Origin of the sequence: Massilia orientalis, from assembly GCF_030411975.2 — a bacterium.
Taxonomy (GTDB): domain Bacteria; phylum Pseudomonadota; class Gammaproteobacteria; order Burkholderiales; family Burkholderiaceae_D; genus Telluria; species Telluria orientalis.
This window is the reverse complement of the sequence record NZ_JASNRB020000010.1, coordinates 83,409-104,320: the sequence shown is the minus strand read 5'-3', so window position 1 is coordinate 104,320 and position 20,912 is coordinate 83,409. Positions and strand designations below refer to the sequence as shown.

The window sequence follows — 20,912 nt, the reverse complement described above, 5'->3', positions numbered from 1 at the left end:
GCTATTTGCATTCGTGGCTTCGCGTTCAATCCGTCATCGGCTTACAACATTCCGAAGAAAGCGGTCCCGCACGACGTCTGTGGTGACGACGAGCACTTACCCAAAAATGTGCTCTGACCCCGAAGTTTCCAAAAAACGGGCTCTGACCCCGAATCGGGGAAATTTACGAGATGTAGTTGAAGAGAGACAGGCCTGACATTGTCTTGAACGACACCTGGGCCGCCTGCAGCGTCTGCTGCTGCTGGGTGTACAGCGACACCGCCTTGACCATGTCCAGGTCCTGCAGGTCGCTCAGCGTGGTCTGGTACTGGATGTTGAGGTCGTCACCCGTGCTGTCCAGCGAGTCGACTTCCTTCAGGCGCGCGCCCACCGAGGCTTGCACGGTCAGCACGTTGTCCAGTGCGTTCTTCATGTTCAGGCTGGCCGTGTTCAGGTTGTTCGCCAGCGCAGCCTTGCCGTCCGAGCCGTTGGACGGGCTGCGCAGCGTCTGGATCAAATTCGTGATCGACGTGAACACCGACTGCTTCTGGCTCGGCTGCACGCTGAACTGGTCGCCGTTGGCCGGCGCGCCCTTGATGTCGAACGACATGCCGTCGAAGGCGATCGCCGCGCCCGCCGTGTAGGGCTGGTTGCTCAGCACGGCGCTCGCCGGCGACGTCGAGTTGTCCGTCACCGTGTACGTCGTCACGGCCGGCGTGCCCGCGACCTGGAAGGCGATCGCGTAATCGTGGCCCGTCAGCTTGGTCGCGTCCGTCACGGCGCCCGGGGAGATGATGCCCGCGCCCGTGTTCGTGCCGGCGGCCTGCGTGACGAAAGTGCCGTTGCCGGTGACGTTCGCTTCGAAGATGGCGCTGCCGCTTTCGCTGATCGCCATCTTGCGCGCCGACCCCACCTGCAGCATGCGCTGGCCCTGGTCACCCTGGTAAGTCGCGCCGGCCGGGGTCTGCGTGAACGGTTGCGTGGTCGTCTTGTAGCCGGAGAACAGATAGGTGCCCGTGCCGTCCGTCGTGTTGGCCGAGCCGAGCAGGTCGGCCATGCGCCCTTCCAGTTCGATGGCCAGCGCCTCGCGGTCGCTCTGCGTGTAGCCCCCGTTGCCGGCGGTGACGATCAGCGTCTGGATGTCCTGGATCTGGTTCGAGACGTCGGTGAGCGTCTTGTCGACCAGCGACAGCGACGACTTCGCGTTCGTGCGGTTGGTGCCGAACTGCGTGTTCATCGATTGCGACTGCGTCAGTTCGAGCGCCTTGGCCGAGCCGATCGGATCGTCGGCGGCCGTCAGCATGCGCTTGTTGGTCGACAGCTGCATCTGCGTCTTGGCCATCTGGCTCTGCAGCGTGTTGATCTGCGTGGTGCCGGCCTGGTAGATCGCGTTGGTGCTGATGCGTAAGGTCATGGCGTGGCTCCGTTAATCAATGGCCGATCTGCAACAGCGCGTTGAAGATCGTGTCGGCGATCTGCATCACCTTGCCCGACGCCTGGTAAGCCTGCTGGTACTTGAGCAGGTTGGCGGCCTCTTCGTCGAGATTGACGCCGGAAACGTTGTTGGCGGCAGCTTCCGCCTGTGTCAGCTGGGCCGCCGCGGCTTCCGCATTGGCCTGCACTTCGCGCGTCTTGTTGCCGATCGTGGACACCAGCGTGGCATAGGCCGACTGGTACGTGGCCTTGCCGCCGTCGAGGATGTTCTTCCCTTGCAGGTCGCCCATCAGGCCGGCATTGCGCGTGTCGCCCAGGCCCGTGTTCGGCGCGATGGTGAAGGTGTCGCCATTGCCCGGCGCACCGTTCATGGTGAAACTCATGCCGGCCACCGCGTAGCTGGCGCCGTCCTTGAAGGGCGGATTGGTACCGGCGGGATAGGTCGTCGTGGTGCCGTTCAGCGTCATGCTGACGCCTTGCCCCGCCGGGAAGCCGGACAGCGTGCCCGTCGTCTTGTCGAAGGCGAGCGTGACGCTGCTGGTCAGCGGCGAGCCCAGGTAGTTCTTGTCGACCGAACCCGCGCTGATCTTGCCCGTGCCGCTGTTGGTCAGCGGGACGCTCGTGGCGATCGGCGCGGCGGCCGCGATCTGCGCGCCGTCCGTCAGCGCCAGCTTGAAGTTGGCGGCGCCGTTCTGCGTCGGGCGCACGAGGAAGTTGTCGCCCGAATCGGCAGCGCCCTGGATGTCGAACGCGAGGCCGTCGATGACCTGCGGCTGGGTCTGCGGGTACGGCGAGATCACCGTCTTCTTGTTGTCCGACAGGCGATACACGTTGTAGTTCGTGCCGTCGTAATCGACCTTGTAGTTGCTCGTCGTGAGTTGCGTGGCGTCGACGACCGTCGCCTTGATGGCCGTCGTGCTTGTATTGTTGTTGTTGATGTTCTTGGTCACATCGGCCGGCGCGATGGTGAAGATGTCGCCGCCCGGCTTGCCGTTGCCGTCCAGGCCCAGCTTGTTCTGGTCGTTCATCGTCGTGGCCACCGCGATCGCGACGCGGCCCAGCGAGTTCTGCGCCAGGTCCAGCGACTGGCTGCGGAACTGCAGCACGGAGCCCAGTTCGCCACCCGTGAGCGCGCTCTCGGCCATCGGCATGGTCTTGCCGTGGGTGACGTAACCGATCGTCACGCGCGTCTGGTCGGTCGGCGAGTTCATGGCCGCCAGCTCGAAGGCGTTCACGCCGACGACGAGCGGCTGGCCGTTGCCGATCGACACGGTCAGGCTATAGTTATCGCCCGGCACGACGGTGGCCTTGACCTGCTTGTTCAGGTCCATGATCAGCTGGTCGCGCTTGTCCAGCAGGTCGTTCGGCGGGTTCAGGCCGCCGGCCTCCGTCAGCTGGCCGATCTTGTCGTTCAGCTGGGCGATCTGCTTGGCGTACGTGTTGATCGTCGTGACGCTCGCGGTCAGCTGGGTGTTGACGCCCTTGCGGATCTCGTCGAGGCGGCCGGTCATGCTCTGGAAGCGGGCGGCCAGCGTGTCGGCCGACGTCATGAACGAGCCGCGCGACGACACGCCCGCGCCGTCGCCCGTGAGGTTCTGCACGGCCGAAAAGAAGTCCTGCAGCGCCGGCGACAGGCCGGACGTCGTGTCGGCCAGCAGGTTGTCGATCTGCTGCACCTGGGCCTGGTAGGCGTCCAGCCCGCTGCTCGCCGCCTGGGCCGTGCGCACCTGGGCGTTGAGGAAATCGTCCGAATAGCGCTTGACCTGGGCGACCTGCGTGCCGGTGCCGATGTAACCGTTGGAGCCCCCCATCGAGATCGCGGTCGCCTGCACCACCACCTGGCGGCTGTAGCCGGCCACGTTGGCGTTGGTGATGTTGTTGCCGGTCGTCGCCAGGCCTGCCTGGGCGGCGTACAAACCGGTTTTGCCGATGCTGAGGAGGGACATGGTGGTTTTCTTTCTGCTATGTCATTGACGGCAAGTTCCGCCAAAACTTTATTCTTGTTCTTTTCTCATCACCCCATCACGCCAGCGAGTGCTTGATGATGCGCGACAGCTTGGCCGCGTATTGCGGATCGGTCGCATAGCCGGCGCGTTGCAGGCCGTGCGCGAACGCGGCCGCGTCGCCGCCGTGCGCCAGCACTTTTTCGTAGCGCGGGTTATTGCTCAGCAAGCGGGCGTAATCCTTGAACGCGTCCGCATGCGAATCGTAGGCGCGGAATTTTTCCACGCGCGTGTGCGGCTTGCCGTTGATGTATTCGGTCGTGACGGCCGTCGCCACCTTGCCCTTCCAGCCCGGGCCGGCCTTGATGCCGAACAGGTTGTTGCTCGAGGTGCCGTCCGCATTGCGGATCACGCGGCGGCCCCAGCCCGTTTCGAGCGCGGCCTGGCCCATCATGAATTTCGCGGGCACGCCCGTCGCCTGTTCCGCTTCCTCGGCGGCGTCGGCCAGTTTTTCTTGGAACGCGCGCACGTGCGCCGGCTTGTTGGCGTTGTCCGTGCCGCGCGCGGCGCCCGTCACGCCGGCCGCGCCCGTCTTGGCCACGCCGTCGGTCGGCATCGTATCCGGATCGGCCTGCATGCGCAGGGCGGCGGCGCCGCCGGCGGCACCGCCCTGTTGTCCGCCGCCGATGCCCAGCGCCTGCTTGTTCATGTCCTGCATCAGCTGCTGGCCCTTCTGCTGCACGGTCAGCTGGCGCACGAGCACGTCGGCCAGGCCGATGCCGCGCTTGGCCATCTTCTGGCTCATCTGCTGGTCCAGCATGCCGGTGAACGTCTTCGTTTCCTGGCTGTCGGTCATGCCGTCCTGAGGTGTCGCGTCACGCATGCTCTTCATCATCATGTTGACGAACATGGATTCGAACTGCGTGGCGGCCCCCTTCAGCGCTTCCGGCGAGCCGGCTTTCGCCGACTGCTTGAGGTCGCCGAGGCTGTTGGCGTCGAGCGCAAATTTACTGGACAGGTCGGAAGTGGAGCCGAGCATGATGGCCTCGCTGGTCAGATGATTTCGAGTTCGGCGCGCAGCGAACCGGCCGCCTTGAGCGCCTGCAGGATCGCGAGCAGGTCTTGCGGCGTGGCGCCGATGGCGTTCATCGCCTTGACGACTTCGGCCAGCGACGCGCCGCCGTTCAGCATGATGACCTTGCCGGCGTCCTTCTTGACGGACACCTGCGGCGTCTGCGTGACGACGGTGCGGCCCAGCGAACCCGGGTTCGGCTGGCTCACCTGCGTATCCGCGCCGATGCTGACGGACAGGTTACCGTGCGAAATCGCGCACGGGTCCAGCGTGACGGAGCGGTTCATGACGACGGAACCCGTGCGCGCGTTGACGATGATCTTGGCGGCCGCTTCGGCCGGCTTGACGTCCATGCCTTCCAGTATGCCGAGGAAGGTCACGCGCTGGTCGCTCGACGACGGCACGCGCACGCGGATCACGCGGCCGTCCAGCGCCGTGGCGATGCCCGGGCCGAACTTGTCGTTGATCGCTTCCACGACGCGGCTCGCGGTGGCGAAGTCCGTCGTGTTCAGTTCCAGCTTGACCTGGTTGTCGGCACCGAGGTTCGACGCGACGGCGCGCTCGACCGTGGCACCGCCCGAGATACGGCCGACGGCCAGTTGATTGACCTGCACCTGCGCACCGCCGCCCGACGCACCCGCGCCGCCGACGAGCACGTTGCCCTGGGCCATGCCGTACACCTGGCCGTCCGCGCCCTGCAGCGGGGTCATGAGGAGCGTGCCGCCGCGCAGGCTCTTCGCGTTACCCATCGACGAGACGGTCACGTCGATCGTCTGGCCCGGCTGCGCGAACGCGGGCAGCGAGGCGGTGACCATCACGGCCGCCACGTTCTTCAGCTGCAGCTGGGTGCCGGGCGGCAGGCTGATGCCCTTCTGCTGCAGCATCGCCGTGATCGACTGCACGGTGAACGGGGTCTGCGTCGTCTGGTCGCCGGTGCCGTCGAGACCGACGACGAGGCCGTAGCCGGACAACTGGTTCTGGCGCACGCCGCCGATGCTGGCGAGATCCTTGAGGCGCTCGGCGTGGGCGGTGGTGGCCATCAGGGGACCAAGCAGTGCGGCGCAGAGGGCGATGATTTTGAAGTTCATATTTAGTCAGTCGGGGTCAGAGCCCACCCGTGTAAACCGGGCTCTGACCCCGAATAGTTAAAATGGCAGCAACGACTGGAAAAAGCGCGACATCATCGACGTCATCTCGGCGCGGTCGATCTGGCTGTTGGTGCGGTATTCGACGCGGGCGTCGGCGACCAGGGTCGACTGCACGATATTGCCGGCCTGGATCGAATCCGGATTCACCATGCCCGAGAAGCGGATGAATTCGACGCCCTTGTTCATGGCGATCTGCTTCTCGCCCACCACGATCAGGTTACCGTTCGGCAGGACTTCGGACACCGTCACGCCGATCGTGCCCGTGAAGGCGTTCGACGCGGTCTGGGTGTCGCCGTCGGCATACTTGATGCCGCTGCTCGTGGCGAGGTTGCCGCCCAGGCGGCCCTGCAGCGGACCCGGCACGTTGAGCTCGGCGCTGCCCGACTTGTTGCCGGTGCTCGCGCCGCTCTTGTTGGCGGCCGTCTTCTCGACGATAGCGACCGTGAGCACGTCGCCGATGTGGCGCGCGCGGCGGTCTTCGAACATCGGACGGAAGGTATTGGCGTTGTAGATCGCGCCTTCCGTCGGCGTGCCGCCATCGGCCAGCATCGGGCGCACCGACGTCGGGCCCTTGACGATCGACGTCGGGGTGGCTGCGCAACCGACGAGCGCCATGGCGATCGTCGCCACGGCGGCGGTCGTCGTCCCCGCGAAGGCGGGGATCCAATTTTTAACCATTTTCATAACTGGGAAATCTTTGCCAGCATCTGGTCGGACGTGGTGATGGCCTTGCTGTTGATCTCGTACGCGCGCTGCGTCTGGATCATGTTGACCATCTCTTCGACGACGTTCACGTTGGACGTTTCGACATAGCCCTGCATCAGCACGCCGGCGCCGTTCGTGCCCGGGGTGCCGGCCTGCGCGGTGCCGGACGAGCCGGTCTCGGCATACAAGTTCTCGCCCAGCGATTCCAGGCCGGCCGGGTTGACGAAGTTCGCCACCTGGATCGAGCCGATCTGCGTGGGCGCCACGGTGCCCGGCGTCGTGACGGACACGGTGCCGTCGCGGCCGACGGTCATCGTCAGCGCGTTGCTGGGCACGGTGATGGGCGGCTGCAACACGTAGCCGCTGGAGGTGACGAGCTGGCCGTTGTTATCGGTCTGGAACGAGCCGTCGCGGGTGTAGGCCGTGGTACCGTCCGGCATCAGGACCTGGAAGAAGCCCGAGCCGTTGATCATCACGTCCTTCGAGTTGCCGGTCTGCTGGGGATTGCCCTGCGTGTGGATGCGCTCGGTGGCGACGGCGCGCACACCGGTACCGATCTGCAGGCCGGACGGCAGCTGCGTCTGCTGCGAGGATTGCGCGCCGGGCTGGCGCACGTTTTGATACAACAAATCCTCGAACACGGCACGCGACTTCTTGAAGCCGTTCGTGCTGACGTTGGCGAGGTTGTTGGTGACGACGTCGAGGTTGGTCTGCTGCGCTTCCAGGCCAGTTTTCGCGATGTAGAGCGAACGGATCATGGTGTTCTCCTTTGGCGACGGCAAACCCGTCACCCACCATGAAATTATGTCCCAGAAGAAATCAAGTCAAAGCGAGGATCTGCGTCGCTTTCGCCGCGTTATTCTCCGCGTTCTTCAACAGGCTCATTTGTGTCTCGAGAGAACGTGCCAAAGAGATCATGTTCACCATCGAGTCGACGGCGGAGACGTTACTGCCCTCCAGCGCGCCGCTCGTCACCGTCACGGCCGCGTCGGCCTGGGCCGGGGTGCCGTCCTGCTGGCGGAACAAGCCGTCGTCGCCGCGCACGAGCTGTTTCTGGTCCGGATTGACGAGTTTCAGACGGCCGACGATGGTGGACGTGGCCGGCACGGTGTCCGTCGTCAGCGACGCGATCGAGCCGTCCTTGCCGATGGAGACTGTCGTGTTCGGTGGAATCGCGATCGGACCGCCCTCGCCCATCACCGTCTGGCCGTTCGCCGTCTGCAGGATGCCGTTGGGGCTGACCTGCAGCGAGCCGTTGCGCGTATAGGCTTCGGTGCCGTCCTGCATCTGCACGGCGATCCAGCCCTGGCCCTTGATGGCCACGTCGAGATCGCGTCCCGTCACCTGCAGCGGACCCGCCGTGAAATCCGCGCCGACCGTGTTGTCGACGACGAACGCGCGCGTGGGCAAGCCTTCGCTGACGACGGGCACGGCGCGGAACGTATCGAGCTGGGCGCGGAAGCCCGTCGTGGACAGGTTGGCCAGGTTGTTCGACGTCGTGGCCTGCTGTTCCAGGATGTGCTTGGCGCCGGAGGCGGCGGTGTAGATCAGGCGGTCCATGATACCTATCCTTACCGGGGTCAGACCCCGATTTTTGGCAATTTCCTAAAACCGGGCTCTGACCCCGGTTTTGAGCTCTATCCTTAGCGCAGGTTCACCAGCGTCTGCAGCACCGAGTCCTGCGTCTTGATCGTCTGGGCATTGGCCTGGTAGACGCGCTGGGCCGTGATCATGTTGACCAGTTCGGCCGTCAGGTCCACGTTCGAGGCTTCCGTCGCCGACGATTGCAGCACGCCGAAGCCGCCCGTGCCCGCGGTGCCCAGCAGCGGCGTCCCCGAAGCCGACGTTTCGGCCCACGAATTGTTGCCGATCGGCTCCAGGCCGCCCGCGTTCGTGAAATTCGCGAGGACGACCTGGCCCAGCGCCTTGGTCTGGCCGTTGCTGTACTGGCCCAGCAAGGTGCCGTCGGCGGCGGCCGAGAAGCGCTGCAGGTGGCCCGGCTTGTAGCCGTCCTGCGTGGTCAGTTTTTCGCTGGTGTCGGAGCCGTACTGGGTGCTGCCGTTGAAGCCGAGCTTGATCGACAGGGTTTCCTTGGCGCCCGTCGCCGGATAGACCGGGAAGGTCACGGCCAGCGGCAGCGTCTGCGGCGACATCAGGGCGGCCGACAGCGCGCCATTCGAGTCGAACTTCAGCGTGCCGATCGGGACCGACGGCACGGACACGGCGGCGGCGATGTCCTTGTCGACCTGGTCAGGCGTGTAGCCGGCCGTGTTGCCCGCGTCGGTGGCGGCGGTCTGGATGGCGGTGACGGTGGCCGCGGTGGCACCGGCCGTGCCCGCGGCACCGCTGACGGCCGCGGACGCGGCGGCGGCATAGCCGGCCAGCGCGGCGGCGATGGCGGCCGGATCCTGCGGCGATGCCTTCGTGGCCGCGGTCCACGCGTCGCGCGCCGTCTGCGCCGCCGCGTTGCCCGTGGCGGCCTTGGCCACGTTGACGTTGGTGAGCTCGGTGCCGTCGGCGCCGGCATACACGTCCCAGGTGCCGGAACCCGTCTTCACGTAGAACATCGACATCGTGTGCTCGTTGCCCAGGGTGTCGTACACGCTGACCGGCACCTGCTTGTTGTACGTGGTCGCGTCGTTGGCGTTGAACGGGAAGTTGGTCGGGGCGGTCTCGCGCGAGTCCAGGTTGATCGACGTATCGACCTTGGTGGTCGCGACCGGCTTCATGTCGGCCGTGCTGATCTTCAGCGGGGCCGGCGTGCTGGCCAGGATCTGGCCGTTCGGGCTGACGCCGTAGCCCGTCACGTTGGCGCCCTGCGGCGTGACGATGTAGCCGTTCTTGTCCAGCGAGAACTGGCCGTTGCGGGTGTACTGGACGGTGCCGGAAATCTCGGTGCGGAAGAAACCGGCGCCGTTGATGGCGATGTCGAGCGGGTTGGCCGTCGTCTCGATATTACCCTGGGTGAACTGCTGGGCGATGGCCGCCACGCTCACGCCGATACCGGCCTGGGTCGCGCCCGCGCCGTTCAGCGAGCGGGCGTAGACGTCCGCGAATTGCGTGTTCGAGCCCTTGAAGCCGACGGTGCTCGAGTTGGCGATGTTGTTGCCGATGACGTCCAGCGATTTCGCTGCGCCGTTCAAGCCGCTCAGGCCTTGTTGGAAGGACATGTTGTGCTCCTGTTATTCGTTCGTTTCGCGGTACCGACCGCGCTTAGAGGACTTGCTTGATGTCGGCCAGCGTGAGCGCGCCCTTGCCGGACAGGTTCAGCTTGACGCCATCGGCGCTGTTGGTGGTGACGCTGGCGACGCTGTCGAAAGACAGGCCTTTCGCGTCGGTCAGGTCGGCGCCGCCGCGCGTCGCCACGACCTTGAACGTGTAATTGCCATCGGCCAGCGTGACCGGCTTGCCGTTGCTGTCCAGCTTTTTCGGATCGGGCACGCCGTCCCACGCGAGCGGCATGACGCCGGCCTTCTGCGCGCCCATGTCGATCGTGTCCACTTCGTTGCCCTTGGCATCGCTGATGACGATCTTGACATTGTCGGCATCGGTGGCCAGTTCGGCACCCAGGATCGCCTTGCCGCTCGACAGCGTGACACCGCTGCCTTCGACGAGCACGCCGCGGCCGATCAGCCCCGTCGCCTGCATCGCTTCCGAGCTCTTGTAGCTGGACTGCAGCGATTCCAGCGTCGTGTTCAGCTTGTTCACGCCCGTCACGGTCTGCAGCTGCGCGAGCTGGCTCGTCATCTGGGCGTTGTCCATCGGGTTCAGCGGATCCTGGTTCTGCAGCTGGGTCACCAGCAGGGTCATGAACTTGTCGGTGTCGGCGGAGACGCCGTCCGTGCTGGTCGGCTTCTTCGCGTTCATCGTCGACATCAGGTCGGTGATGGGGGTGCTGGTGGTATCGGTTACGGTCGCCATGGGAGCGTGTCAGAAAGAGTGGATCGGATTACTGGCCGATGGTCAGTGTCTTGAGCAGCATGGTCTTGGCCGCGTTCATGGTCTCGACGTTCGTCTGGTACGAGCGCGACGCCGACAGCATGTTGACCATCTCGTCGACCACGTTCACGTTGGGCATGGCCACATAGCCCTTGTCGTCGGCGAGGGGATTCTTGGGGTCGTACACCTGCTTCAGGGGCGAGGCATCCTCGACCACTTCGCGCACCTTGACGCCCGTGCCGCTGTCCATCGGGACGGCCTCGAACACGACCTGCTTGGCGCGGTAGGCTTCGCCCGTGGCGCTCGTCGCGCTGTCGGCGTTGGCGAGATTGCTGGCCGTCGTGTTCAGGCGCTGGGCCTGGGCGCTCATCGCCGAACCGGCCACGTTGAAGACATTAAACAAGGACATGATTACTGGCCTCCCTGGATGGCCGCGAGCATGTTGCGGATCTGCTGGTTGAGCATCGTGATGCCGGCTTCGTAGCGCAGCGCGTTGTCGGCGAACTGGGTGCGTTCCGTGTCCATGTCGACCGTGTTGCCGTCGACCGCGCCCTGCGTCACCGTGCGGTACAGCACGGGCGTGGCGCCGTCGCCCAGCGTCTTGCCGTCGGCGGCCGCCTGGCCGTTCGGATAATGGGCGGCGGCCGTCGTGTTCAGCGGCCCCGTGTTCGTCGCGCGGGCCAGCGCACCCTGCAGCGCGCTGGAGAAATCGATGTCGCGCGCCTTGAAGTTCGGCGTGTCCGCGTTGGCGATGTTCGAGGCGAGCAATTCCTGGCGCTGCGAGCGCAGGCTCAGCGCGGTTTCATTGAAACGCAGGTACTCGTCGAGTTTGCCGATCATGATTACTCCAGGCATGGGGTGGTGGACAGGATGGATCATACGGACCGGCGAACTCTTCCAATCGGGCAATAAAGCGACCCAAAACCCGGCTATTCGGCGATTCGATGGCGGCGTGCCGGACCTAAGATGGCACCGTCGCAAAAAACCGTATCGCTCACTTATTCATGAAACGCACGCTCATTACCGCCCTGCTCATCGGCGCCGCCGCGCTGGCGCACGCGCAGACGACGCCCGCTGGCGGCCGTCAGAACGTCAACACCCTGCGCACCGTCGTCGAGCAATTCCTGCGGACGCAGACGGCCGGCCTGCCCGGCACCGTGACGGTGAAAGTGGGCGCGATCGACGCCCGCACGGCGCTGGCCGCCTGCCCCGCGCCGGAAGCGTTCCTGCAGCCGGGCGCGCGCGCCTGGGGCAAGACGACCGTGGGCGTGCGCTGCACGGCGCCGTCGAACTGGACGCTCTTCGTGCAGGCGCAGGTGAACGTGCAGGCCGACTACGTGGCCGCCGCACTGCCGCTGGCCCAGGGCCAGCCGATCGAGCAGAGCCAGCTCGTGTTGATGAAAGGCGACATTGCCGCCATGCCGAACGGCATCATCACCGACATGGCCCAGGCGATCGGCCGCACCCCGACCGTGTCGCTGGTGGCCGGTACGCCGTTACGCCTGGACACGCTGCGCAGCCGGCCCGTCGTGCAGCAAGGCCAGGCGGTACGCTTGGTGACTAGTGGAAATGGATTTTCAGTATCAGCCGAAGGCAAGGCCATCGGCAACGCCAGCGACGGCCAGATCGTGCAGGTGCGCACGCCATCCGGCTCGGTCGTGAGCGGCACGGCGCGGAGCGGCGGGATGGTCGAAGTGGCGTTTTGATGGCAGCAAAGGAGCAGGATCGTTGAAAGTGCGGCTTGCGTCCGCACTTTCTTTGATGTCCCCTAAAGTTTTTGGCAAGGGCGCCGTTACTGAGGCAGATCCCGGGCTTTCTGCTCCGACCTGAGAAGGATGATGCTGTGAAAATCAACGATACACTCAAGAACAACGCGAGCGTCCAGGCCAACAACACGCCGGCCACGACTGCGAAGAGCAGCGACGCGGCCGCCGCGAAATCGGTCATGCCCGCAGCGACCGACACCGTGCGCCTGTCCTCGCAAGGCCAGGCCCTCGCGGCCGGCAGCACCAGTCAAGTGTTCGACAGCAAAAAGGTCGAACGCATCAAGGCGGCCATCGCGGATGGCCAGTTTCATGTGAATTCCGAGAAAGTGGCGGACGGCCTGTTGGATACGGTGCGCGATCTGCTGCATTCCCGCAAACAATAGATAACCAATGGCCATTGCATCCCCTGGCGCAACCCTGCGCGACGAACAGCAAGTGATCGGTTCCATCGTGGAGCTGATGAAAACCGAGCAACAGTTCCTGATCAGTGCGGATGCGGATGGCCTCTCGACCATCACCCCCAACAAGCTGCAGTTGGCGCAGCGTGCCGCGACCCTGTCGCGCGTGCGCCACAAGGCCCTCGGCGCCGCCGGCTTTCCCGCGGACGAATCCGGCATGGAGCCCTGGCTGGCCGTGGGCGGCAACGCCGAGTATCGCGACGCGTGGAACCGCCTGCTGGAACTCACCCGCGAAGCGAAGGAACTCAACCGCGTCAACGGCATGATCGTCAACCGCCAGCTGGGCCAGACCCAGGCGGCCTTGAGCGAATTGCGCGGTCCCGGCGGCGGCGCGGCCGGCGTCTACGGCCCGGCCGGCCAGACGATGTCGACGGGTCCGTCGCGGCGGTTCGTCGTCGGTTAATTCACCATCGCGCCGTTCGCCGTCTTCTCGGCGAACATCCGCTCGATCTGCTCCGGCCACACCGGCGGGCTGAAGTAATAGCCCTGGATTTCATCGCAGCCATTCTCGCGCAGGAACGCCGCCTGCTCGGCCGTCTCGACACCCTCCGCCACCGCTTCCAGGTTCAGCGTATGCGCCAGCGCGATGATGGCACACGCGATGGCCGCGTCGTTCGGGTCGGCCGTCACGTCGCTGACGAACGAGCGGTCGATCTTCAGCACGTCGATGGGGAAGCGCTTCAGGTAGCTGAGCGACGAATAGCCGGTGCCGAAGTCGTCGATCGACAACGCGACGCCGAGCGCCTTCAGCGAACGGAGCACGCTCGTCGCCTCGCCCGTGTCGCGCATGACCGTGGATTCCGTGATCTCGATTTCCAGGCAGGCCGGCGGCAAACTGCTGCGCTCCAGCGCGGCCTGGACGCGCTGGGCGAGACCGGCCTGCTGGAACTGACGTGCCGACAGGTTGACGGACACGCGCAGCGGCGGCAATCCCTGCGCGCGCCACGTGGCCGCGCGCGCGCAGGCTTCGTCCAGCACCCACATGTCGAGATCGTCGATCAGGCCCGTCTCCTCGGCGAGCGGAATGAAGCGTGCCGGCGGCACGAGGCCGAGTACGGGATGGCGCCAGCGCACGAGGGCTTCCACGCCGATCACGGTGCCGCTGGCCAGGTCGACGCGCGGTTGATACTGCAGCGCGAACTGGTTGCGTTCGATGCCATGGCGCAGCAGCGCTTCCAGGTCGACCCGCTCGCGGATCGCCTGCGCCATCGCGTCCGTGTGGAAGCGGTAGCGCGCGGGCCCTTCCGCGCGCGCGGCGGCCATCGCCACCTGCGCCATCTGCAGCAATCCGTGCGCGCCGCAGCCGTTTGCGGGCGGCAGTGCGATGCCGACGCTGGCGGCCAGGAACACGCGCTGGCCGTCGAGCAGGAACGGCTCGCGCATCGACTCCAGCAGCCGGGCGGCCAGCGCCGCGGCGGCGGTCTCGCCCGACTGTTTTTGCACGACGATGAATTCGTTGCCGCCCTGGCGCGCCAGCATGTCGCCGCCGGCCAGCAGGCCGGACAGGCGCACGACGCATTCGCGCAACACGTCGTCGCCGCCGCCATAGCCGTAGCCGCTGTTGATCTTGCGGAATTCGTGCAGGTCGAACACGAGCACGGCGAGCGTGCGTCCGTCCTGGCGCGCGGCGGCGATGGCCTCGTCCAGCGTCTCGAGGATGCGGTTGCGGTTCGGCAGGCCCGTCAGCGCGTCGTGGGTGAGCTGCTCGACGAGCGCGCGCTCGAGCCGGCGCCGCTCCGACAAGTCGCGCACGATCGCCACCTGCTGGCCGCTCGGCATGCCGGCGCGGCGCACCTCGGCCGGGAAGGCGGCGCCGTACAGGCGGCGGCAGTCCAGCTCGGCGTCGCCGGCGGCGGCGGGCACCAGCACGTCCAGCGGCAGGCCGGCGGCCGTCTCGCGCGCGACGCCGAACAGGCTTTCCGCGCGCGCATTCATCATCGTGATGCGCTCTTCCGCCCCGACGAGCAGGATCGCGTCCGGCGCGCATTCCATCAGGCTGCGGAAGCTGGCCTCGCTCTCGGCCAGCGACCGCTCCGACCGCTGCAGCCGCAGGTACGGCGCCTGCACGGCCGCCACCCAGATCGCGCGGTGCAGGCACAGGTAGGCGATCACCTTGTACACATGGCCGACAAAGTTCACGACGTCGTCCGGCCGGACATACAGCGTGAAACTGACGCCGCCCAGGGCCATCACGGCCGCCGTGGCGGCCAGGTAGCGGTCGGTGCGCAGGCGAGTGACGAGGGCGCGGCGCAGCAGGAACAGCGCGGCGACGGCATTCAGCACGATCAGCACCAGCTCGCAACCGATCTTGAACGTCGTCAGCCCCTGCCCCGCCACGTATGTAGCCGGCAACCCCAGCGGATCGGCCACGGCCAGCCAGAAGCCGAGCGCGACGATGCCCAGCGCCGCCAGCAGCGCCCAGCCGCGCACGCGCCGGCCGACCGTGCGCTCGCGCGGCGCGAACGCGGCGACGAGCAGCGCCGCGGCACTGACGACGCGCGCGAGCAGCCAGAATTCGATGCCGTGTCCGACCGACCCCGGCCCCGCCACGCCGGGCATGCCGTCGACCGACATCAGGTGGCCGATGTCGAGCAGGCCGACGGCCAGCGCACTCGGCGACAGCAGTGCCACGCGGATCGGCATGTCGCGGCCGATGCCGTGCCAGCCCGTGGCAAACACGAGCATCGCCACGACGACGGAAAACACTTCCATCGCCGTGTGCGCCGTCAGGTACCAGCGCGGATCCCACGGCAGCCGCGCCGCGTTGCCGAGCGCGAGCCAGGCCATGAACAGCGCCAGCAAGGTGGTGAGGATGGACAGCCGTACCGTGGACGGAATCTTGCGCGCGTGCCGCCTCATGCGGCCCTGCCCGCGGTTGGCCGGCGGTGCGTGCGAAGTCCGCTCATGCGGGATACCTGGCTGTCGTGCTCGATATTCATGTGCTGAAGCATTTGACGCCGCGGGCAAGGCCGCGCCGGCTTGGAAGGAAGATTCCCCAATGAAACTTTCATATCCAGGGAATCAATATATGATAACAGTTTAATAAATGTAGATCGAGCAATACTTACGCCAACGATCAATATGTTGCATCAATGTACCAAATTGAACGCTAACGGGACAATCTCGCGGCGATAAATACGGTGAGTTGCCGGCCAGGCCGCGCCGTAACGTACAGGGACGTCAAGGCGCGATGTGGCGAAACAGCACGGGTTCGGTGACGAGCGGCGTGGTCGCTTCGGGATGGTGGATGTCGGCCAGCGCCAGGCCGGCGTAGCGCAGTTCATACGTGTGATCGCCGGGCCGGAACGCGTAGTCGGACGTGATGTCGACCGTGTGCGTGTGGGCGGAGTGCGGCGGCAGTTCGAACCAGCCGGCGCCGCCGCGCGCGGCATTGGCGCCGACGTAGGCGATGGGCGCGCCGCCGGGATGCACGCGCACGTCGAACACGCGCCCGCCGGGCCGGGGATCATCGGTCAGCGCGCGCGGCAGCCAGACCCGGCGCTCGCCGCGGTTTTCCGCCTTGAAGGTGATCCATACCTTGTCGTGCCGCGCGTCGACGCTCAGGCTTGCGTGCAGGTTCATCCGCCCTCCTCCTTCGATCGACATTGCTGTCGCGTTGGAACGATTGTAACGCGCCCCCGTCAGGAATTGGCGCCGGACAGGATCGTGACGGCCACCCGCCGGTTGCGCGCGCGCCCGGCGGGGTCGTCGTTCGAGGCGATCGGCCGGTTCGCACCGCGTCCGACGGCGGCCAGGCGCTCCTCGGCGACGCCGTTCGCCGCGAACAGGCGCACGACGGTCGTGGCGCGCACGGCCGACAATTCCCAGTTCGACGCGAACGCCGGGCTGCCGATCGGCGTGTTGTCCGTAAAACCTTCCACTTCGATGCCGTGCGGATCGGCCTTCAGCAGGTCGGCGACGGTGCGCAGCGTCTCCTGCGCGGTGGGCGTCAGGGTGGCATCGCCCTCGTCGAACAGGGCACTCGCATTGATCTCGAGCGTGACGCCGCGCGCCGTCTGCGTGACGCGCATCTTGCCGGTGTTGACGAGGGGTTTGAGGATGCTGTCGAGTTTTTGCGCCAGCAGTTCGAGGCGCTCGCGGTCGCGCTTGGCCGCTTCCGCGCGCTTGTGGGCGAGGATCGCCGACAGCGGCAGTGCCTCGACCTCGACCATCGTGTTCGACTTGTTCGCCGCGCCGCGGCCGCCGAACGCGTCGCCCAGCGCTTCCGACAACACCGTGTACTTGCCGATATTGACCACGGACACCGCGTACATGACGACGAAGAACGCGAACAGCAAGGTGATGAAGTCGGCGTAGGAAATCAGCCAGCGTTCGTGGTTCTCGTTGTCCTGCTCGTACTTCTTGCGGCGCGCCATGGTGCCGGATCAGTGTTCGGACAGCAGGCACGCCACGCGCTCGTCGAGCACGCGCGTGTAGTCGCCGGTGGCGATGTCGTGGAAGACGTCGGCCAGGATTTCGTACTGGGCCACGCGCTCGCTGACGATGCCCTTGATCTTGTTGCCGACCGGGTAAAAGAACAGGTTCGCGAGACCCACGCCGTACACGGTCGACACGAACGCGACGGCGATGCCGGCGCCCAGCCTGGACGGGTCGGACAGGTTTTCCATCACGTGGATCAAGCCCAGCACGGCGCCGAGGATGCCGACGGTGGGTGCATAGCCGGCCGCCGATTCCCAGATGCGCGCGGCCTGGCGTTCGCGGAATTCGTAGTTGTTGATTTCCGTGTGCATCAGGCTGCGCAGCTTGTCGGGCTGGATGCCGTCGACGACGAGGCGCAGGCCTTTCTGGATGAACGGATCGGCCTTGGCCATGTACTGCTCGAGCGACAGCAGGCCGTCGCGCCGCGCGGACAGGCTCCACAAATGGATTTCGCGGGCCAGCGCATGGCGGCGGTCCGGCGGGGTGACGAACACCCAGCGCAACATGCGCACGCCGCGCACGAAGGCTTGCGACTTCGTCTGCAGCAGCACGGCGCCGAACGTGCCGACGACGACGATGGCGAAGGCGGCGGGCTGGAACAGCGAGGAAAACTTGCCGCCGTCGAGCGTGTGCCCGACGAAGATGCCGGCCAATGCCAGCAGGAGACCGAGCAGGCTGGTCAGGTCCACGAGCGCTCCCGCAGATACGTGCGCAGGCGCGCCACGGCCTGGGTGTGCAACTGCGAAACGCGCGATTCCGACACGCCCATCACGGCGCCGATTTCCTTGAGGTTGAGTTCTTCTTCGTAGTACAGGCCCATCAGCATCTTCTCGCGCGGCGGCAACGCGTCGATGGCGTCGATGACGGTCTGGCGGAAGTCCGTGTCGAGCAGGCTCTTCAGTGGATCGTCGTCGTCCACGGCATAGCGGTCGAGGAAGCCTTCGCTGCCGTCCTCGTCATGGAAGTCTTCGTAGTACACGAGCTGGTGGCCGCCGGAATCGCCCAGCAGATCCTGGTAATCGGGCAGCGACAACTTGAGCGACTTCGCGACCTCCGATTCGCTGGGCGGACGGCCCAGTTGTTGTTGCAGCGTGGCCATGGCCGACTCGACCTTGCGCATGTTGGCGCGCGTGGAGCGCGGCATCCAGTCGCTGCTGCGCAGCTCGTCCAGCATCGCGCCGCGGATGCGCAGCACCGCATAGGTCTCGAACTGCGCGCCGTGGTTCTCCTCGTAGCGGTTGATCGCATCGAGCAGGCCCATCATGCCGGCCTGTACCAGGTCATCGACTTCGACGGACGGCGGGAGCTTGGCCTTCATCTGGTGGGCGAGACGCTTCACCAACGGCATGTGCTCCGTCAGCAGAGAGTTTTTGTCCGCTTTCCCTTTGACCGTGTACATGGTTCCAGTAATTAATTATTCTTCACCGCTTCAGGCGGCCCGTCCCTGCTGCATGCCGGTGCGCGCAAAGCGCCCGGCCAGGCGGCGGAACGCCACCGAAGCGCCGGCCAGCGGGAATGCGTCGACCACGGCGCGCCCGAGGCGCGCGGCGCGGTGCAGGTACTCGTCCGCCGGTACGGAGCCCATCGAGGTCAGGGTTACCGCCAAGTAACGAGTTGCCGCAGATGACATATTATCGTATACCACCTTCGCCTCGGCTTCGGTAGCGCCCGTGACAAGGATACCGAACGGGCGGCGGCCGAGATGCTGCGACAAACGCTTGATCAGCGCATACGCGTTCGTGATCGACGCGGCGCTCGTCGACACCTGCACGACGATCTCGGACGAGGCCATGATCGGCACGGGGAACGTGCCGCCATCCGAAAATTCCGAAAATTCGCCGTCGACCATGATGATGCTGCCGGCCTGCTTGACGAGCACGTCGAACGTCTTGGCCAGGCGCCGCGCCTCGTCCGCGCTGGCGGGTGCCATACGCGCCAGCGTGGCGACCGAAAAGCCCTGCGGCACCGGGTGGATGACCTGGTTCAGCGCGCATTCCTGGCGCGCGACCTGCAGCAGGCTCGGGCCGCGGTCGACGCCGAGACGCTGGGCCACGCCGTAGTCGCGCGTGCAGGCGTCGACGATCATCACGTCATTGCCGGACTGGGCCAGCGAGGCGCCCAGGTTGACGAGCATGGCGCCCTTGTCGTCCTGGGGCGTCGCGGAGAGGAAGGTCACGATGCGCGGCTTGGGGCCGGCCAGCATCCGGCGCAGGCCCTCCGCCTGGTCGAAGTCGAAACTAGCCAACGTACACCTCGCGCAGCGAACGGTCGTTATTCAGGTTGCCCAGGCCGGCCATCATCAGCGGCAGGTCGGCGTCGGCGATCTGCGCGGCGGCATCGCGCCTGGTGCGGAAGGCGCGGTCGACCAGCATCGCACGGTCGGCCAGGTGCAGGTCTTCCGGCACGCGCTGGCCGTTGGAGATGTAGTGCAGGTTCAGCTTCTGGCGCACGAGCACGTCCAGCACGTTGCCGATCGACGCGGCTTCGTCCATCTTGGTCATGATGGCGCCCGCGAGGCCCGTGCCCTGGTAGGCACGCACGACTTCGTTCAGCGTCTCGTTGGTCGACGTCGCGTTCAGGCACAGCAGGCGCTTCACGTCGGCGCCCGACTCCGTCAGCATGGCGACCTGCTCCGTCACCATCTGGTCGCGCTGCGACATGCCGATCGTGTCGATCAGCACGGTGTGCTTGTTGCGCAGTTCCTTCAGGGCGATGCGGAGGTCGGCCTCGTCCTTCACCGAGTGCACCATCACGCCCAGGATCTTGCCGTAGATGCGCAGTTGCTCGTGGCCGCCGATACGGTAGGCGTCCGTCGTGATCAGCGCCAGCTTTTCCGGACCATGGCGCATCACGCAGCGGGCCGCCAGCTTGGCGGTCGTCGTCGTCTTGCCGACGCCGGTCGGGCCGACCAGCGCGAACACGCCGCCGCGGTCGAGGATCGCATCCTCGTCGGCCATCGTCGTGATGTTGCGCGCCAGGACCGTCTTGATCCAACGCATCGACTCGGCGGCATCCTTGCCGGCCGGCAGCTTGTCGACCAGGTAGCGCGACAGGCTCGCCGAAAAGCCGGCGGCCAGCATCTCGCGCAGCACGACGGCCTTCTGCGGCTCGCGCTGCTGGGTGGTGCCCCACGACAGCTCGGCCAGTTGCGATTCCATCATGCCGCGCATGGCGCGGATCTCGTTCATCATGCCGTGCATTTCGGCGGCGGCGGATTCTTTCGCCTGGGCGATCGCGGCCGACATCATCGCGGTCATCGCGGCCATGTCGAAGGCCGGAACGTCCGCCGCTTGCGGGGCGCGGCGGTTGGCGTAGGTCGGTGCGACGGCCGGTGCGGCGGGCTCGTCCATGTCGTACAGCGAATGCATCGGCTGGCGCGCGGCCGGGGCTTCCTGGAAAGCGCGCGGTGCCGGGCGGGCTGCCGGACGCGGTGCCGGGGCCGGCGCGGGAGCCGGCTCGAAGTCGTCGAACGTCGGTTCCTGGATGCGCAGGTTCGGGCGCGGCGCGGCCATTTCCGATTCCGGTGCCGGGGAAGCCAGCGACGCGACGTCGTCGTTGTCCAGTGCCAGGATTTCGACCACGCCATCGACCGGGCGGTTCGACAGGATGACCGCGTCCGGTCCCAGGGCCTCGCGCACTTTGCGCAGGGCTTCTCGGGAAGTCGCCGCTGTAAATTTCTTCACGTTCATCGTTGTTCTCCGCTCTTGCTGGCTTGGTTCGCTATCCGGTCATGCGGGCACAATCGCCCATTCACAGTGAGGATTATTGACGATGCCGGTAGGAAACCATCGCGGGAAAAAGACGGGGAAAGGCGCTTATTTCATTCATGCGGCGCGGCGGACACACCTGCACTGATCGCCAGAAAAGTTAATTGCCACGTAAATACAATGGTGAGAGAATTGGAACACAACAACAAGATCATCGGTACGGGCACATTCTGTCATCTATGAGACAATTCTCAAACAGTCAATTGTTCAACTTTTAATATTTGTGGCAACTTTGGCATGACAAGCGTAATAGAACAGAAC

21 protein-coding genes are annotated in these 20,912 nt (G+C 65.9%); 3 read left to right on the top strand and 18 right to left on the bottom strand.

Translation table 11 applies throughout. The annotated features are described in order from the left end of the window. Positions 1-163 precede the first annotated feature (163 nt). The 11 genes from flgL to flgB form a co-directional block, all read right to left on the bottom strand. Positions 164-1,393, bottom strand: coding sequence for a flagellar hook-associated protein FlgL (gene flgL, locus QPK29_RS17620; protein WP_371770176.1), 1,230 nt, complete (start codon positions 1,391-1,393; stop codon positions 164-166). Positions 1,394-1,409: 16 nt separating this feature from the next. Beyond that, the gene (flgK, locus tag QPK29_RS17615) at positions 1,410-3,359 is read right to left on the bottom strand and encodes a flagellar hook-associated protein FlgK (protein WP_056136264.1); all 1,950 of its coding nucleotides are present in this window, start codon (positions 3,357-3,359) and stop codon (positions 1,410-1,412) included. A gap of 76 nt (positions 3,360-3,435) precedes the next feature. After that, the gene (gene flgJ / locus QPK29_RS17610; protein WP_160410180.1) at positions 3,436-4,395 is read right to left on the bottom strand and encodes a flagellar assembly peptidoglycan hydrolase FlgJ; all 960 of its coding nucleotides are present in this window, start codon (positions 4,393-4,395) and stop codon (positions 3,436-3,438) included. A 14-nt stretch (positions 4,396-4,409) separates the two neighbouring features. Next, the gene (locus QPK29_RS17605) at positions 4,410-5,516 is read right to left on the bottom strand and encodes a flagellar basal body P-ring protein FlgI (RefSeq protein ID WP_056136260.1); all 1,107 of its coding nucleotides are present in this window, start codon (positions 5,514-5,516) and stop codon (positions 4,410-4,412) included. A 57-nt stretch (positions 5,517-5,573) separates the two neighbouring features. Next, positions 5,574-6,254: a flagellar basal body L-ring protein FlgH gene (locus tag QPK29_RS17600; RefSeq protein WP_160410323.1), complete on the bottom strand. Its 681-nt coding sequence runs from the start codon at positions 6,252-6,254 to the stop codon at positions 5,574-5,576. Positions 6,255-6,256: 2 nt separating this feature from the next. Further along, positions 6,257-7,039, bottom strand: a complete 783-nt coding sequence (gene flgG, locus QPK29_RS17595; RefSeq protein WP_056136257.1) for a flagellar basal-body rod protein FlgG — start codon at positions 7,037-7,039, stop codon at positions 6,257-6,259. A 61-nt stretch (positions 7,040-7,100) separates the two neighbouring features. Beyond that, positions 7,101-7,841, bottom strand: coding sequence for a flagellar basal-body rod protein FlgF (flgF, locus tag QPK29_RS17590; RefSeq protein ID WP_371770177.1), 741 nt, complete (start codon positions 7,839-7,841; stop codon positions 7,101-7,103). Positions 7,842-7,924: 83 nt separating this feature from the next. Continuing rightward, complete coding sequence (locus QPK29_RS17585) at positions 7,925-9,451, bottom strand: flagellar hook protein FlgE (protein ID WP_371770178.1); 1,527 nt, start codon at positions 9,449-9,451, stop codon at positions 7,925-7,927. A gap of 43 nt (positions 9,452-9,494) precedes the next feature. Then, entirely contained in the window at positions 9,495-10,202 is a 708-nt protein-coding gene (locus QPK29_RS17580; protein ID WP_371770179.1) for a flagellar hook assembly protein FlgD, read from the bottom strand. A gap of 28 nt (positions 10,203-10,230) precedes the next feature. After that, a complete protein-coding gene (gene flgC / locus QPK29_RS17575) occupies positions 10,231-10,629 on the bottom strand; it encodes a flagellar basal body rod protein FlgC (RefSeq protein ID WP_371770180.1) in 399 nt (132 codons plus the stop codon). A gap of 2 nt (positions 10,630-10,631) precedes the next feature. Further along, positions 10,632-11,060, bottom strand: a complete 429-nt coding sequence (flgB, locus tag QPK29_RS17570) for a flagellar basal body rod protein FlgB (RefSeq protein ID WP_371770181.1) — start codon at positions 11,058-11,060, stop codon at positions 10,632-10,634. A gap of 164 nt (positions 11,061-11,224) precedes the next feature. On the opposite strand from flgB, the gene flgA reads away from it, so the two are divergent. The 3 genes from flgA to QPK29_RS17555 all read left to right on the top strand — a co-directional run bounded on the left by flgA (position 11,225) and on the right by QPK29_RS17555 (position 12,847). Further along, on the top strand, positions 11,225-11,926 hold the full coding sequence (gene flgA / locus QPK29_RS17565; protein WP_056136247.1) for a flagellar basal body P-ring formation chaperone FlgA: 702 nt from the start codon (positions 11,225-11,227) through the stop codon (positions 11,924-11,926). 137 nt (positions 11,927-12,063) lie between these two features. Beyond that, positions 12,064-12,369, top strand: a complete 306-nt coding sequence (gene flgM, locus QPK29_RS17560) for a flagellar biosynthesis anti-sigma factor FlgM (protein WP_056136244.1) — start codon at positions 12,064-12,066, stop codon at positions 12,367-12,369. A gap of 7 nt (positions 12,370-12,376) precedes the next feature. Next, on the top strand, positions 12,377-12,847 hold the full coding sequence (locus QPK29_RS17555; RefSeq protein ID WP_056136242.1) for a flagella synthesis protein FlgN: 471 nt from the start codon (positions 12,377-12,379) through the stop codon (positions 12,845-12,847). Here the strand turns inward: QPK29_RS17555 and QPK29_RS17550 are convergent. The 7 genes from QPK29_RS17550 to flhF form a co-directional block, all read right to left on the bottom strand. Next, positions 12,844-15,303 (bottom strand): putative bifunctional diguanylate cyclase/phosphodiesterase, encoded by a 2,460-nt coding sequence (locus QPK29_RS17550; protein ID WP_371770182.1) that lies wholly within the window; start codon positions 15,301-15,303, stop codon positions 12,844-12,846. The two genes, QPK29_RS17555 and QPK29_RS17550, sit on opposite strands and share 4 nt — an antisense overlap. A gap of 321 nt (positions 15,304-15,624) precedes the next feature. Then, positions 15,625-16,026, bottom strand: a complete 402-nt coding sequence (locus QPK29_RS17545) for a hypothetical protein (RefSeq protein ID WP_056136239.1) — start codon at positions 16,024-16,026, stop codon at positions 15,625-15,627. A gap of 59 nt (positions 16,027-16,085) precedes the next feature. Beyond that, positions 16,086-16,820: a flagellar motor protein MotD gene (gene motD, locus QPK29_RS17540; RefSeq protein WP_056136237.1), complete on the bottom strand. Its 735-nt coding sequence runs from the start codon at positions 16,818-16,820 to the stop codon at positions 16,086-16,088. Between the two features lie 9 nt (positions 16,821-16,829). Further along, entirely contained in the window at positions 16,830-17,573 is a 744-nt protein-coding gene (locus QPK29_RS17535) for a flagellar motor protein (RefSeq protein WP_056136235.1), read from the bottom strand. After that, positions 17,564-18,283, bottom strand: a complete 720-nt coding sequence (locus QPK29_RS17530; protein WP_056136233.1) for an RNA polymerase sigma factor FliA — start codon at positions 18,281-18,283, stop codon at positions 17,564-17,566. Before QPK29_RS17530 ends, QPK29_RS17535 begins: the two co-directional genes overlap by 10 nt. A 30-nt stretch (positions 18,284-18,313) precedes the next feature. After that, positions 18,314-19,129, bottom strand: coding sequence for a MinD/ParA family ATP-binding protein (locus QPK29_RS17525; RefSeq protein ID WP_371770183.1), 816 nt, complete (start codon positions 19,127-19,129; stop codon positions 18,314-18,316). Further along, entirely contained in the window at positions 19,122-20,573 is a 1,452-nt protein-coding gene (gene flhF, locus QPK29_RS17520; protein WP_371770184.1) for a flagellar biosynthesis protein FlhF, read from the bottom strand. The genes QPK29_RS17525 and flhF overlap by 8 nt, the downstream gene beginning before the upstream one ends. Between the last annotated feature and the right edge of the window lie 339 nt (positions 20,574-20,912).

Bases quoted from the DNA above. Each gene is read 5' to 3' on its own strand.
- flgL (WP_371770176.1), bottom strand. From the start codon at position 1,393: ATGACCTTACGCATCAGCACCAACGCGATCTACCAGGCCGGCACCACG.
- flgK (WP_056136264.1), bottom strand. From the start codon at position 3,359: ATGTCCCTCCTCAGCATCGGCAAAACCGGTTTGTACGCCGCCCAGGCA.
- flgJ (WP_160410180.1), bottom strand. From the start codon at position 4,395: ATGCTCGGCTCCACTTCCGACCTGTCCAGTAAATTTGCGCTCGACGCC.
- QPK29_RS17605 (WP_056136260.1), bottom strand. From the start codon at position 5,516: ATGAACTTCAAAATCATCGCCCTCTGCGCCGCACTGCTTGGTCCCCTG.
- QPK29_RS17600 (WP_160410323.1), bottom strand. From the start codon at position 6,254: ATGGTTAAAAATTGGATCCCCGCCTTCGCGGGGACGACGACCGCCGCC.
- flgG (WP_056136257.1), bottom strand. From the start codon at position 7,039: ATGATCCGTTCGCTCTACATCGCGAAAACTGGCCTGGAAGCGCAGCAG.
- flgF (WP_371770177.1), bottom strand. From the start codon at position 7,841: ATGGACCGCCTGATCTACACCGCCGCCTCCGGCGCCAAGCACATCCTG.
- QPK29_RS17585 (WP_371770178.1), bottom strand. From the start codon at position 9,451: ATGTCCTTCCAACAAGGCCTGAGCGGCTTGAACGGCGCAGCGAAATCG.
- QPK29_RS17580 (WP_371770179.1), bottom strand. From the start codon at position 10,202: ATGGCGACCGTAACCGATACCACCAGCACCCCCATCACCGACCTGATG.
- flgC (WP_371770180.1), bottom strand. From the start codon at position 10,629: ATGTCCTTGTTTAATGTCTTCAACGTGGCCGGTTCGGCGATGAGCGCC.
- flgB (WP_371770181.1), bottom strand. From the start codon at position 11,060: ATGATCGGCAAACTCGACGAGTACCTGCGTTTCAATGAAACCGCGCTG.
- flgA (WP_056136247.1), top strand. From the start codon at position 11,225: ATGAAACGCACGCTCATTACCGCCCTGCTCATCGGCGCCGCCGCGCTG.
- QPK29_RS17555 (WP_056136242.1), top strand. From the start codon at position 12,377: ATGGCCATTGCATCCCCTGGCGCAACCCTGCGCGACGAACAGCAAGTG.
- QPK29_RS17550 (WP_371770182.1), bottom strand. From the start codon at position 15,303: ATGAGGCGGCACGCGCGCAAGATTCCGTCCACGGTACGGCTGTCCATC.
- QPK29_RS17545 (WP_056136239.1), bottom strand. From the start codon at position 16,026: ATGAACCTGCACGCAAGCCTGAGCGTCGACGCGCGGCACGACAAGGTA.
- motD (WP_056136237.1), bottom strand. From the start codon at position 16,820: ATGGCGCGCCGCAAGAAGTACGAGCAGGACAACGAGAACCACGAACGC.
- QPK29_RS17530 (WP_056136233.1), bottom strand. From the start codon at position 18,283: ATGTACACGGTCAAAGGGAAAGCGGACAAAAACTCTCTGCTGACGGAG.
- flhF (WP_371770184.1), bottom strand. From the start codon at position 20,573: ATGAACGTGAAGAAATTTACAGCGGCGACTTCCCGAGAAGCCCTGCGC.